A 13062-nucleotide genomic window follows, 5' to 3' on the forward strand; every position below is an offset into this window, starting at 1 on the left:
ATGAGCAATGTCCCCCTCTACCGATGCTTCTTCTGCGGATCGTTACGCAGCTTTCCGGCACTCTGCCTTCAAAAAATACTGGGGCGCCCGTTTCCTGAGCGCATTTGCGGTGCAAATCGTGAGTGTGTCAGTGGGCTGGCAGATTTATGACCTCACCCGCGACGCCTTCAATCTGGGCATGGTCGGACTGGTGCAATTTCTACCGGCCCTGTTGCTGGTTCTCGTAACCGGTGCTGCTGCCGACCGCTTCGGCAGACGCTTCATCATGGGCTTGTCACTTATCCTGGAAAGCGTGGTGACAGCACTGCTGCTCGGTCTGACGCTCGCCGGTCTGTTCGAGCCCCTGACGGTCTTTGCCTCACTCACACTTTTCGGCGTTGCGCGCGCATTTCTCGGACCCTCCTCAGCATCGCTGGTCGTCAATCTCGTGCCGACCGAGGATTTCGCCAACGCCGTTTCGTGGAATTCATCTGCATGGCAGGTGGCAACAATCGTGGGACCTGTCGCAGGTGGTCTGCTCTATGGCGTTTCGCCGGTTGCAGCCTATTCCGTCGCCACACTGTTCTTGCTGATTGGCTCCGTGCTGATCTTTTCCATTCCAAAGCCCAAACAGCACACGCTTGCCGAGCAGCGCTCGCTGACAAGCATGCTCGCTGGCTTCCGCTACATCTGGAAGGAAAAGATCGTCCTTGGCGCCATCTCGCTCGACCTCTTTGCCGTTCTCCTTGGCGGAACGGTGGCGCTGCTGCCGATTTATGCGCGCGACATCCTCGATCTCGGTCCTTGGGGCCTCGGCCTGCTGCGATCCGCTCCCGGTATCGGCGCTGTTCTGACCGCCGTCTGGCTTGCCGGACACCCGATCCGCGACCATGCAGGTCGCGTGATGTTCATCTTCGTCGGCCTGTTCGGTCTATTCAATATTATCTTCGGTGTCTCGACCCTGACATGGCTGTCGGTCATTGCTCTGGCACTTGCAGGTGCCGCTGACATGATCAGCGTCTATATCCGTGAAACGCTTATGCAGCTCTGGACGCCCGATCACGTGCGCGGTCGTGTCAATGCCGTCAACATGGTCTTTGTCGGTGCATCGAATGAACTGGGCGAGTTTCGCGCCGGCCTGATGGCTGCGGCCATCGGCGCTGTTCCCGCTGTCGTCATCGGTGGATTGGGATCGATCGCCGTTGCTGTTGCCTGGGCGGCAATGTTCCCGCAATTGCGCAAGGCCCGTCACCTGCAGGGACGGACTTGATCTCTCAAATCAGAGGTGATCAGGAGGCGGACGTGCTACGATTCGCCTTGTCCATGCGATCCTGAATGGCATTCCGGTCGTCCTGCCGGATGCCAACGAGTTCCGCCACGCGCCACATTACGTCGGCCTCGACTTCGCTCACCTTGCCGTCGGCGTAGACCATTTCCCACATCAGTCCGATCAGGTCGAGGCGAGCCTGATAATCAAGCTGCCGCTTCAGAACCGAAGTGAAATCCGAAAGGTCAATAGCTTCCTGATCGGCCTTTTCCGCCGCCTGTATGAGTTGTTTCAGACTGTCGCCTTTAAGGCCATATTTCTGCGACAGCATCGAAGAAAGCTTCTTACGCTCGCTTTCCCGCGTTTCGCCGTCGGCATCCATGATGTGATAAAGCAAAGCGGCGGCGGCCAGTCGTGGATCATCATTGGAAAATTTTTCGCTCCGGTCACGAAAACCGTTGGCGGGAAGCTCTTTTAAAAAATCCAGAAGACGATCGAACATTCACCCTCGCTGCCATGTTTGCGACTTGCCAGCCGTTACGGCGATTCCGGCATCTTTGTTAGCAACATCGAAGGTAACGAGCTGAATGCGCCACGCAAGACGGTAAACAGTCTTGCGCGACCGTTTACCGTCCAAGAGATGGGCTGCGTTGTTTTTCGGCAACGATTTCCCGGAAGCCTGATCAGAAAAGCCTCAATCCGCTCTGGGCTTTTTGCGAAGGCTTGTTTTCGTCGACACCCGGATCGTCCACCACCAGATGCGCACGACGCGGCTCGTCCTCCATATCGTCATCAGTCGCGACCACATTTGGAACAGGCGGCTTCACCTCCTCGACCTTTTTTACCGAAGGGGCTGGCGATACCTTGACCGGCTCGGCGGCAGGCACGATGACTTCAGCCTCCTCAACATCGCGAACAGGCGACTTTCTCTCCACGACGGCTGATGCATCCACTACGCCAGCCTTGTCTTTCGGCTCTGCAAGAACCAGCGGATTGCCCGGCTTTGCTTCCACCGGGCCTTTGATTTCAGGTTTTTCCGCTTCAATGGCTGGAGCAAGTTCCACGACGGGAACCTTCCACTCGAAGCTGTTGAGGCGTCCCGTAACCGGCGATACAGGCGACCATTGTTCTGAAACATAACCGTCGGCAGTCCACGCGGGATCACGCGGCGCCTTGACGGCCCGCGCCAGCCATTCACGAACCTTGCCCTGATCACCCGTTTCAGCTTCTTCAATATCGGCAAGCAACAGATAGGCGCTTTCGCGTGGCGAAGCGCGCAGAACCTGTTCGGCATTGTCGCGGGCAAGGCGATAATCACCCGCCTCATAGGCAGCGCGTGCCAGAGCAAGACTGCCCTCGGCATTGTTGGAACGCAACGAGACGAGATGCCTTGCGCGCTTCAAACGGTCCTGAGCCGTATCACCTGACCGGGCGTAGACATACGTCGAAGCAATGTCTGGATGCGGAAACCGTTTCCATGCCGCTTCCAGAATTTTCGAACCTTTTCGCATATCGCCATCGGAAAAAAGCGCACGCGCGGCAACCACGGCAGCAGGCACCAGATCGGGTGTCAGCTTGTTTGCCTCCAGTGCCAGCGCCTTTGCCTGCGCATGATCAACATCAGCGACTGCCATCGCCTTGGCGGTCAAAAGCGCAGCGCGTTCTTTCTTCACCACATCCTTGCTATGGGCGAGTGCCTGTTTGCGTGCATCGACAAGCTTCAGCGCCGCATCCCAGTCGCCCTCGGCACAAAGCTGGCCCATCATGGCTGACGAGGCCCATTCAAGCTGCGGCGCTTGGCTCGCGGCTTCGGCGGCATAATGGCGTGCGGCATCGAGAGCGCCAACGCGCTGGGCTTCGATGTAAAGCCCGCGCAAACCGAGCAACCGTGTCTCGGGATCATCCACCATCGCTTCGAAGCCTTTGCGGGCATCTTCCGTGCGCCCTTCCAGCATAGCGGTCTGCGCTTCGAGAAGCTTTATCAGCGGCTCCTGATCGGAACTCAGCAATTTGCCGGCCTGCTTGGTCATGCGGCGCGCTGCTTCCGCATCGCCGGCCCCGGCTGCAATCAATCCGGTTGAAAGCGACTGATAACCGCGATCACGCTTGCGCGCACGAAAATGCCTGCGCAGCGTGTAAGGTGACTGGATGATGCTCTTGACCAGCCACCACAGGATCAGCATGGCCGCGACGATGGCAACGATCCCCGCAACAGCGGTTATCAGCGGCACATTGTAATGATTGCCCGCAAAAGTGACATCAAGTTCACCCGGACGGTCCGCAAGCCAGGCAAAGCCGAAACCAAGCGCGGCAACGACGACGAAATAGAACAGGACACGCAGCATCGGCCCGCCTCCTACTGACCGGAAGAGGCCGGAGCCTCGCCGGTTTCGCCCATAGTCGATTTGGGTTTCAAGCTGTCGGCAACGAGGCGCTGCACCAGTGCATCAGCGTCACGCCGCGCCCGAATCTGATCAGCGAATTCCTGCGAGGTAGCCTTGGCATCAGCAGGCAACTGTTCCCATTCGCTGAGAGCACGCTCCAGATCACCCGCCTGCAAGGCGGCCTCCATTCGGGCCGTGATCGGTCCGACACCAGTGCCGGTGACATTGCCCGCAACCGGGCGCACGCTTACCAGTCCTCTGGCGCTGGCGACAAGCTGATCCCAAATTCCGGCATCGGCAGGCAGCTTGTTTTCCGTCGCGACGATCCGGTTCGCAACAGCACCGAACCACGCATTCAGGTCGGCAACGGTCGGAACGCCCTTGTCAGCGTGGGCGCGCAGCTGTTCGATGGATGCCTCGTTCGGTGTAACCGAAGCGTAAGTGTCCAGTTCCGCTTTGAAAGAACCACCACGATCAATCGCCGTCTTCAGCGCATTGGCCGCTATAAGCGCCGTCGCATCGGGCTGGCGTGAAGCCTGGGTGACCTTCTCCTGCAAGGAGGTCAGCTTCGATTCGAGCGATGAAATCGTGCCGCTGTTTCCCGAAACTCCGGCTGTCGCCTCGTCCGCCCGGTTCTGTGTCGCTGAAAGCTTGCTTTCCAGCGCGTCCAGCCGCTCGGTCAGAGCAGTGGTATCGACTGCCGCGTCCTGCTCAGCCTCTTTCGGCAAGGCGGCAAATTGCTGCTGAAGATCGGCGAAGGAACCTGCCACCGCCTCTGCCTTGATCTCGGCTGCCTGAACATTCTTTTCCAGAGCCGCAAGCTGCGCGCGGCTTGTATCGTCAAGCGGCGCCGGTGTCGGATTGGTCCGCAAGTCGGCGATCTGCTGTTCCATATGCGCAAGCTGTTCCGCTGTCACTCTCGCGCCCGGAGAGGGGATAACATTGCCCCATTGCAGAGCCAGCAAACCGCCAAGCCCGATTACACCACCAGCAATACCGGCCAGAAGATGCGACGCGCCCGCACCGCTCTTTTGCGCAGTCTGCTGGGTTTCTGGTTTCACGCCCGAGGTAAAAGGAGGTTTGGTATAAGTCGAACTTTCCGGCGTTTCCGTCTTCACGGTCTTTTCGGCAGCCGTCGCTTCGGGTTTGGGTGATGCAGGCTTCGGGGTTTCCGGTTTTGGGTTTTCAGATTTTGAGAAATTTCCCACCGGCTCCGCATCTGGCGTCGCCTTCGCCGGTTCGTCAACCCGCTTCACATCCGATGGATCAAGATTGATTGTCACAGGATTACGGGCCGATTTGGAATGTCGCGGAGTGCCGGGTTTCGCCATGGATCCTCTCGTAAATGCCGATTGGTTGCCTCAAACTCTAACAGATAAAATCGCCAGATGAAGGAAGGTTGCGCCGAAATGAGTCAAAGTTTGGCAAACAGCCGGAAAAGTCCGCCTTCATCCGGGTGGTCTGCGACAAGCGCATTTGCCCGCCAGAGCGACGGCAACCGGTCGGCCACACGGGCAGAAATGCATAAAAACCGCGTTTTCTCGTCAAAAGGCGGCGCGATTTCATGCATCGCTTCGACGAAGCTCGTCGCGGCAACGCCGGAATAGAGCATGACCGCGACAAAAGGCGCGCCGTCAAGCACATTCCGAAGTGCTGACGCAGAATAAGGAATTGTCTCCGTGTCATAGACATCGGCAACATGCATATCGAGTTTGGCGGCCTGTATCTCGTCCTCGAACACCGGTTGGCGCACCCGTCCGGCGAGATAAAGAACACGGGATTGTTCGGGAAGATCGCGCCGCATCGTCGCTGCAAGACGAACCGCATCACCGCCCCCGTCGATCACATGACCGAACCCGGCCTTCTGCGCTGCCTGCGCTGTTCCCTGTCCCACAGCAAAGAGCGGCAGGCCAAGAAACGGCTTCAGCCGCTCCGTGTCGATATGGTGAAAGGCATTGGCGCTCGTCACTGTCAAAGCCGCAAACGGGCCATCGGGCAGAGCAAAGGAAAGCGCAACGGTTCGGCTCAGTGGAAGGAGAACCGGCTCATAGCCCCTCGACGCCAGTTTGGCGGCGGTTTCGGAGCCAGCCGGCTGTGGCCGCGTCACCAGAACGCGACCAAGAGATGCGATTTGTGCTGGCCCCGCCAAATCTACTCCCAGCCCTCGAAGAATTGGGGACCAGCCTTCGCGCGCAGATGCTCCGCGGCTTCCGTGCCGATGGCGGCAGCATTCGATGCCGGACCTTCCGTCTTTATCTCGTGCGCTTCAGACCCGTCCGGCTTCAAAATCATGCCGTGGAAGGAAACCGTATCGCCGTTCACGGTTGCAAGACCGGCAATCGGCGTGCGGCAGGAACCGTCCAGGGCAGCCAGAAATGCCCGTTCGCAGGCAAGTGCAATACCAGTCTCGCGATGCGCAAGGGGCGCCAGCAGCGTGTCGATACGCGTATCGCCGATACGGGTCTCGATGCCGATGGCACCTTGTCCCGGCGCAGGCGGGAAGCTTTCCGGATCGGCCAGGTCGGTAATGACATCGCCTAGCCCCAAACGTCGCAATCCCGCACAGGCGAGAAACGTCCCGTCGACTTCTCCGGCTTCCAGTTTGCGAAGGCGAGTATCGACATTGCCGCGGAAAATCACCACTTGAATGTCGGGACGAAGACGGCGGATCAGGGCCTGACGGCGCAATGATGACGATCCAACAGTTGCACCCTGCGGCAAATCAAGGAGGCGGGAAGCCGTACGACCGATAAAGGCATCGCGCGGATCTTCGCGCTCAAGGAAAACAGAAAGATGCAGACCATCGGGCAGAACCGTCGGCATATCCTTGGTCGAATGGACTGCGAGATCGATTCGACCATCCGTCAGCGCCTGCTCGATCTCTTCGGTAAAAAGCCCCTTGCCGCCGATCTCGGAAAGCGCGCGATCCTGAATGCGGTCACCTGCCGTCGACATGGGAATGATTTCAATAGCTTCTTCCGGCAGACCATGTGCCTCCATAAGGCGACGACGCGTCTCGTAAGCCTGGGCGAGAGCAAGCTTGCTGCCCCGCGTGCCTATCTTCAACGTGCCATTCTTTAAGGATGCTGTTTGCATATTGCGCTGTCCATGGTACCGGATTTTTCAATGAATTATGAGACAGGCAGGGTCTAACCGCAAATGCGCATTCTTGGAATAGAAACAAGTTGCGACGAAACAGCCGCCGCAATCGTCGAACGTGACGGTCAAGGTGAAGGACGGATTCTGTCCAATGTGGTTTTGAGCCAGATCGCCGAGCACGAACCCTATGGCGGTGTGGTGCCGGAAATTGCCGCACGCGCCCATGTCGAAGCGCTAGACCGGCTGGTTGCGCGCGCGCTCGAAGATGCCGACATGAAGCTTGCCGACGTCGATGCGGTGGCCGCCACGGCAGGACCGGGGCTGATCGGCGGACTGATCGTCGGGCTGATGACCGCCAAGGCACTGGCCATGGCGGCACAGAAGCCGTTTTATGCCGTCAACCACCTGGAAGGCCATGCATTGACGGCACGTCTGACCGACGGCCTGCCGTTTCCTTATCTGCTGCTGCTCGTTTCCGGCGGTCATACGCAGATGGTGCTGATACGCGGTATTGGCGACTACGAACGCCTCGGCACCACTATTGACGACGCGCTGGGCGAAGCCTTCGACAAAACGGCAAAGCTTTTGGGTCTGCCTTATCCGGGCGGTCCAGCAGTCGAACGTATGGCGCTTCAGGGCAATCCGAAGCGATTCGCCCTGCCGCGACCGCTGAAGGGCGAAGCACGGCTCGATTTTTCCTTTTCCGGTCTCAAGACAGCGGTGCGCCAGACGGCAACAGAACTGGTTCCATTGTCGGATCAGGACGTGGCCGATATTTGCGCCTCTTTCCAGGCTGCAGTCGCCGACACGCTGTCCGACCGGGTGGGCCGGTCACTTGAACGTTTCAGAAACGAATTTCCCGATTGCGAAACACCGGCGCTTGTCGTTGCGGGCGGGGTCGCGGCCAACAAGACCTTGCGCGCCGCGCTCGAAACTCTTTGCGCCCGGCACGGTTTCAGCTTCATCGCTCCGCCGCTCGATCTATGCACCGACAATGCTGCAATGATTGCCTGGGCCGGTGCCGAACGGGCCGCAACGGAAGCTCCTGATTCGCTCGATCTTGCACCACGCTCGCGCTGGCCGCTTGACGAGAAGTCGGCTCCGCTGATCGGAACCGGACGACGTGGAGCCAAGGCATGAGCGAAAAGACTAGCAAGATTGCTATTCTGGGTGGCGGCGCCTGGGGCACGGCCCTTGCGGCTATGGCATGCAGCAGCGGCCATGATACATGGCTATATGCCCGCGACGAGGCGATGGTCGAAGCCATCAACCGGACACACCGCAATCCGCGCTATCTGGGCGAGATCGAACTTCCCGGCGCTATAAATGCAAGCACGGACGTGGCTGCTGTCGCCGAACATGCGGATGCCGTTCTAGCCGTCATTCCCGCGCAGGCCATGCGCGCCGGGCTTTCGCAGTTGAGCAGTCTTATTCCGCAAACCGCACCCGTCGTGCTCTGCGCGAAAGGGATCGAACGCAGCACTGGACGGCTGATGTCGGAAATCGTAGCCGAAGTTCTGCCGAACCATCGGATCGCAGCGCTATCCGGTCCGAGTTTTGCAACAGACGTCGCCAAAGGGCTTCCGACCGCCGTGACGGTTGCCTGCGAGGAAGCAGCAATTGCCGATCGGCTCGCAGCACTTTTGTCCGGTCCAGCCTTCCGATGCTATTCGACAACCGATCTCAAAGGGGTCGAAATCGGCGGTGCTTTGAAAAATGTCCTCGCTATTGCTGCCGGTGCTGCCGTCGGGCGCGGGTTCGGCGCAAGCGCGCAGGCCGCTCTCGTCACGCGCGGGTTTGCGGAACTCCGCCGTATCGGTCAGGCCATGGGTGCCAGACCCGAAACCATCATGGGGCTTTCCGGCCTTGGCGATCTGATGCTGACGTGCTCTTCGTCGCAGTCACGCAATTACTCCTACGGGCTGGCACTCGGACGCGGCGAGGATCTGACCAATCGCCCGCTTGCCGAAGGCGTGGCGACCGCACCGATTGCCGCCGAGCTATGCCGCAAACATGCTATCTCCGCACCCATCATCGATGCGACGGGTGCACTGCTTGACGGTACCATCACCATTGACAAAGCCGTGACGGCTCTGCTCAACCGACCACTCAAAACCGAGGACTAGAGCGTGATCCCGAAAGTGGGAACCGGTTTTCGGACAAGATCATACTCGAACGGAAAGGATCATTGACAATGCTTTTTGCTCTTCTGTGCAACGACAAGCCGGACCATCTGCAAGTGCGCCTCGATACGCGCCCTGCACATCTCGACTATCTCAAGGGTCTTGGTGACGGGCTGAAGTTCGCAGGCCCCTTCCTCGGTGAAGACGGCAAGCCAAACGGCAGTCTGGTCGTTGTCGAAGCTGCCGACAAGGCGGCAGCAGAAAAGATCGCTGCCAATGATCCTTACGCACTGGCAGGCCTGTTTCAGAACGTAACCGTGCGTCCGTGGAATTGGGCGATCAACAATCCCGCCAACGCTTGAGGCTCATGACTGATGGCTTACTGGCTGTTCAAATCCGAACCGTTCAAATGGTCATGGGAAATGCAGAAAGCCCGTGGCGAAAAAGGCGAGCAATGGGACGGCGTGCGCAATTATCTGGCGCGCAACAACATGCGCGCCATGAAACTGGGCGACAAGGGCTTCTTCTATCATTCCAACGAAGGGCTGGAAGTCGTCGGCATCGTCGAGGTCTGTGCGCTGGCGCATCATGACAGCACGACGGACGATCCGCGCTGGGAATGCGTGGATATCAGAGCTGTGCGCGACATGCCGAAGCCGGTAACGCTGAAAGATGTGAAAGCCAATCCGAAGCTAGAGAAGATGGCGCTCGTCACCTCGATGCGTCTTTCGGTGCAGCCAGTGACGGAAGATGAATGGATCGAAGTCTGCCGCATGGGCGGACTGGACGCAAAGAGCGCTTTGGCATGAGCATGTCTGCATCCCCAAACCGGTTCCCGCTTTAGGGAGACATGCTCTGATGCTCGATCCGGCACATAAAAGCGCGCGTGATTTCATTCTGGCCAATACCAGCCTGCAAGCGCCGCCGCACGTGCCGGAAATTCGTCTGCATCTGGCCGATGAAGCGCACGACCTTTGGCACAAGACCGAGGAAGAGCTTGCTACAATCGGCCTGCCACCGCCCTTCTGGGCTTTCGCCTGGGCTGGTGGTCAGGGTGTGGCACGCTATATCCTTGATCATCAAGAAACGGTGAAAGACAAGACGGTACTCGATTTTGCATCCGGTTCCGGCCTTGTCGCCATTGCCGCCATGCAGGCAGGCGCGTCGAGCGTGCTGGCGTCGGACATCGACCCCTTCGCGCTTCCGGCCATCGAGATCAATGCATCGGCCAATGGCGTGTCGGTGCTCCCCTCATTGGATGACCTCATCGGGCAGGACGGTGGTTGGGATGTGATCCTGGCAGGCGATGTCTTTTATGAAAAGCCGCTCGCCGAGCGGCTTATTCCCTGGTTTTCAAAACTTGCCGAACGTGGCGCCCGTATCGTCGTCGGCGATCCGGGACGCGCCTATCTACCGAAAGACCGGCTGCAGCAACTTGCCGTCTATACCGTGCCCGTCACCCGCGCCCTTGAAGACGCTGAAGTGAAGCGAACGACCGTCTGGGCGTTTATTTAAGCAAATTTCTTCGCACCCGCCACACACACGACGACCACCGCTGCCGTCGCGACCATACCCATACTGACGGGTTCCCCCGCAATACCGGCAGCCAGCATAAGGCCAAAGAAAGGCTGGAGAAGCTGTAACTGGCCGACAGTGGCGGCACCGCCCTGCGCAAGGCCGCGATACCAGAAGAAGAAGCCGATCAGCATCGAAAACAACGAGACATAGCCGAGGCTTATCCAGGCTGGCGTACCGATGCCCGCCCATGTCTCCGGACGCGTCAAGACACTCAGCGGCAGCATGACCGGCAGCGAGAACACCAGCGCCCAGCAGATAACCTGCCAGCCGCCGAGCCTGCGCGAAAGCTGCGCGCCTTCGGCATAGCCCAGACCGCAGACGATAACGGCAGCGAGCATCAGCACGTCACCCAGAAGCGTGGACTGGCTTCCCTGCCCATAGGCATAGGAAGCGACAATGAGGCTTCCAACCACTGAAAACAGCCAGAACATCGGGCGCGGATGCTCTCCACCGCGCAGGACAGCGAAGATTGCCGTGGCGAGCGGGAGCAGCCCGATGAAGACAATCGCGTGGGCAGACGTCATGTGCTGAAGGGCAAGCCCCGTCAGAAGCGGGAAACCGACGACCACGCCAAGCGCCACCACAATCAACGAGATGGCATCGGTGCGGCGGGGAAAAGGTTCCCGAAACGCCAGCAGAAGCGCCATGCCAAGCAGTCCCGCGATAGACGCTCGCGCCATTGTCAGAAACGTCGGATCGATATCGATCACCGCCAGCCGTGTTGCCGGCAGCGAGCCGGAAAAAATCAACACGCCCAAAAACCCGTTGACCCATCCGGCGGTCTTATTCCCAACATTCTCACGCATAGTGTCTTTTCGACTTTCTCTAAAATCGTATAAGGATTCGTGAGACAATGCCGCGGAACTGCCCGAATAATCAGAGACAGTTTTGGGACAATTCTGGCAAACTGTACTGGTACAAGGGATAGTACAGATGATTTCGACGGGCCTTCTGCGCAGCCTCGAAGCTGTAGAAGCTGCTTACGCAAGCGGAGAAATCGAGCGTGGCGATGAAAACGCTACCGCCGACAGGACGCCGCTCGTTGAAAAGGTGATGGGCATTATTCGCGGACGCATTACGGCGATGAGCCTTGCGCCGGGTGCGCGACTGCCTTCCATCCGTCGCCTCGCCGAAGCGATGAATGTCTCGAAATCCACTGTCGTTGAAGCCTATGACAGGCTGGTGGCGGAAGGCATAATTCAGTCGCGCCGCGGTGCCGGTTTCTATGTTTCGGAGCGCGCTCGCCAGCCATTTTCGCTGGCCATCAACACACCGCACAAGGAGCGCCAGATCGATCCTTTCTGGGTCATGCGACAGTCACTTGAGGCAGACGACACCGCACTTAAACCGGGGTGCGGATGGCTACCCGACACGTGGCTTCCACAGGAAGCGATCCGCCGGGCGATGCGCGCGGTTGCTCGCGACGAGGGGAGCAATATTGCCACCTATGGCGAACCGCTCGGTTTCCGGCCCCTGCGCCAGCACCTTGCTCACCGACTCGGTGAACAAGGCATCGACGTTTCGAGCGGAGAAATATTGCTGGCCGATTCCGGCACGCAGGCCATCGACCTGATCTGCCGTTATCTGTTGCAACCGGGCGATACGGTTCTGGTCGATGATCCCTGCTACTTCAACTTTCAGGCCGTGCTTCTGACACACCGTGTAAAACTGATCGGTGTGCCCTATACCCATACCGGCCCGGACCTCGAAGCCTTTGCGAAAGCAGCCAGCGAACACGCGCCGAAACTCTATATATCCAATGCCGGATTGCATAACCCGACCGGCGGTTCGATGACGCCAGCCACGGCCCACCGGCTGCTGAAGCTCGCCGAAGCGCATGGCGTCACGCTGGTCGAAGATAATATCTTCGGCGACTTCCACCCCTCGCCTACCCCGCTTCTTGCCGAACTGGACGGGTTCGACCGCGTCCTGCATGTTGGCAGTTTCTCCAAGACGCTGTCCGCCGCAGCCCGCGTCGGCTATATCGCCGGACGTCGCGACTGGATCGACGGGCTGACCGACCTGAAGCTCGCCACCAGCTTCGGGGGCAATGTGTTGTCGCAACAGATTGTGCATGCGCTCTTGACCGATGGTGCCTACCGCCGCCACGTGGACAGCCTGCGCGCCAAACTGGCCGATGCGATGACACTCATCGCCAGCCGCCTGAAGGCAGAGGGCCTCACGCTGTGGACCGAGCCGCAAGGCGGCATGTTTCTATGGGCCGAATTGCCCGCTGGGCTGGACTCCGGCCAGATTGCGCGGCATGCTCTGGACAAAGGCGTCGTGCTTGCGCCCGGCAACGTCTTCAGCCCGTCACATACGGCCAGCCGTTTCCTGCGCTTCAACGTTGCGCAATCGCTGGAGCCGTACATTTTCGCTGTGCTGCGCGATGCGATGAGAGACGCGCGCACCAAAACCGACAGCTGAAAAACTCCCTCAACATTAGCACTCCCGTATCGAAAACAATTTCAAGCAAAAGAGACACAGTCATCTAGACGGCTGCGGTTATACTCCTGCGACATGTCTTTGGAGGAGACATCGCGCATTTCGTCGTCAGTTGGGTGTCGAAAGACATGCCGTCATGACGATCCAGCGCAGGGAGAACGGAGAGAGCAGGCTCGCGATATGTTCG

The 13062-nt window shown here is 59.0% G+C and carries 13 protein-coding genes; 7 read left to right on the plus strand and 6 right to left on the minus strand.

Annotation, left to right across the window (positions count from 1 at the left end; all coding sequences use genetic code 11):
* The first annotated feature begins 7 nt into the window (after nt 1-7).
* A complete protein-coding gene (locus KWJ32_RS05015; RefSeq protein ID WP_012091164.1) occupies nt 8-1249 on the plus strand; it encodes an MFS transporter in 1242 nt (413 codons plus the stop codon).
* Between the two features lie 19 nt (nt 1250-1268).
* Here the strand turns inward: KWJ32_RS05015 and KWJ32_RS05020 are convergent, their stop codons facing one another.
* The 5 genes from KWJ32_RS05020 to hemC form a co-directional block, all read right to left on the minus strand.
* On the minus strand, nt 1269-1748 hold the full coding sequence (locus tag KWJ32_RS05020; RefSeq protein WP_012091163.1) for a TerB family tellurite resistance protein: 480 nt from the start codon (nt 1746-1748) through the stop codon (nt 1269-1271).
* A 181-nt stretch (nt 1749-1929) separates the two neighbouring features.
* Nucleotides 1930-3591: a heme biosynthesis protein HemY gene (locus tag KWJ32_RS05025; protein ID WP_012091162.1), complete on the minus strand. Its 1662-nt coding sequence runs from the start codon at nt 3589-3591 to the stop codon at nt 1930-1932.
* A gap of 11 nt (nt 3592-3602) precedes the next feature.
* Nucleotides 3603-4961 carry a mitofilin family membrane protein gene (locus tag KWJ32_RS05030; protein WP_012091161.1) on the minus strand — a complete coding sequence of 453 codons (1359 nt, stop codon included), beginning with the start codon at nt 4959-4961 and terminating at the stop codon, nt 3603-3605.
* An 83-nt stretch (nt 4962-5044) separates the two neighbouring features.
* Entirely contained in the window at nt 5045-5779 is a 735-nt protein-coding gene (locus KWJ32_RS05035; RefSeq protein ID WP_012091160.1) for a uroporphyrinogen-III synthase, read from the minus strand.
* A gap of 2 nt (nt 5780-5781) precedes the next feature.
* A complete protein-coding gene (gene hemC / locus KWJ32_RS05040) occupies nt 5782-6726 on the minus strand; it encodes a hydroxymethylbilane synthase (protein ID WP_012091159.1) in 945 nt (314 codons plus the stop codon).
* A gap of 63 nt (nt 6727-6789) precedes the next feature.
* Between hemC and tsaD the strand changes: the two genes are divergently transcribed.
* The 5 genes from tsaD to KWJ32_RS05065 all read left to right on the plus strand — a co-directional run bounded on the left by tsaD (nt 6790) and on the right by KWJ32_RS05065 (nt 10367).
* A complete protein-coding gene (tsaD, locus tag KWJ32_RS05045) occupies nt 6790-7869 on the plus strand; it encodes a tRNA (adenosine(37)-N6)-threonylcarbamoyltransferase complex transferase subunit TsaD (RefSeq protein ID WP_012091158.1) in 1080 nt (359 codons plus the stop codon).
* Entirely contained in the window at nt 7866-8855 is a 990-nt protein-coding gene (locus KWJ32_RS05050; protein ID WP_012091157.1) for an NAD(P)H-dependent glycerol-3-phosphate dehydrogenase, read from the plus strand. The genes tsaD and KWJ32_RS05050 overlap by 4 nt, the downstream gene beginning before the upstream one ends.
* A 68-nt stretch (nt 8856-8923) precedes the next feature.
* A complete protein-coding gene (locus KWJ32_RS05055; RefSeq protein ID WP_010657555.1) occupies nt 8924-9214 on the plus strand; it encodes a YciI-like protein in 291 nt (96 codons plus the stop codon).
* 12 nt (nt 9215-9226) lie between these two features.
* Nucleotides 9227-9661 (plus strand): EVE domain-containing protein, encoded by a 435-nt coding sequence (locus KWJ32_RS05060; RefSeq protein WP_010657556.1) that lies wholly within the window; start codon nt 9227-9229, stop codon nt 9659-9661.
* A gap of 49 nt (nt 9662-9710) precedes the next feature.
* Nucleotides 9711-10367, plus strand: a complete 657-nt coding sequence (locus KWJ32_RS05065; protein ID WP_012091156.1) for a methyltransferase — start codon at nt 9711-9713, stop codon at nt 10365-10367.
* Here the strand turns inward: KWJ32_RS05065 and KWJ32_RS05070 are convergent.
* Nucleotides 10364-11236, minus strand: coding sequence for a DMT family transporter (locus KWJ32_RS05070; RefSeq protein WP_012091155.1), 873 nt, complete (start codon nt 11234-11236; stop codon nt 10364-10366). The two genes, KWJ32_RS05065 and KWJ32_RS05070, sit on opposite strands and share 4 nt — an antisense overlap.
* Nucleotides 11237-11363: 127 nt before the next feature.
* On the opposite strand from KWJ32_RS05070, the gene KWJ32_RS05075 reads away from it, so the two are divergent.
* Entirely contained in the window at nt 11364-12857 is a 1494-nt protein-coding gene (locus KWJ32_RS05075; protein WP_012091154.1) for a PLP-dependent aminotransferase family protein, read from the plus strand.
* Nucleotides 12858-13062: the final 205 nt, after the last annotated feature.

The organism is Ochrobactrum sp. BTU2 (assembly GCF_024539785.1).
Lineage (GTDB): Bacteria > Pseudomonadota > Alphaproteobacteria > Rhizobiales > Rhizobiaceae > Brucella > Brucella anthropi.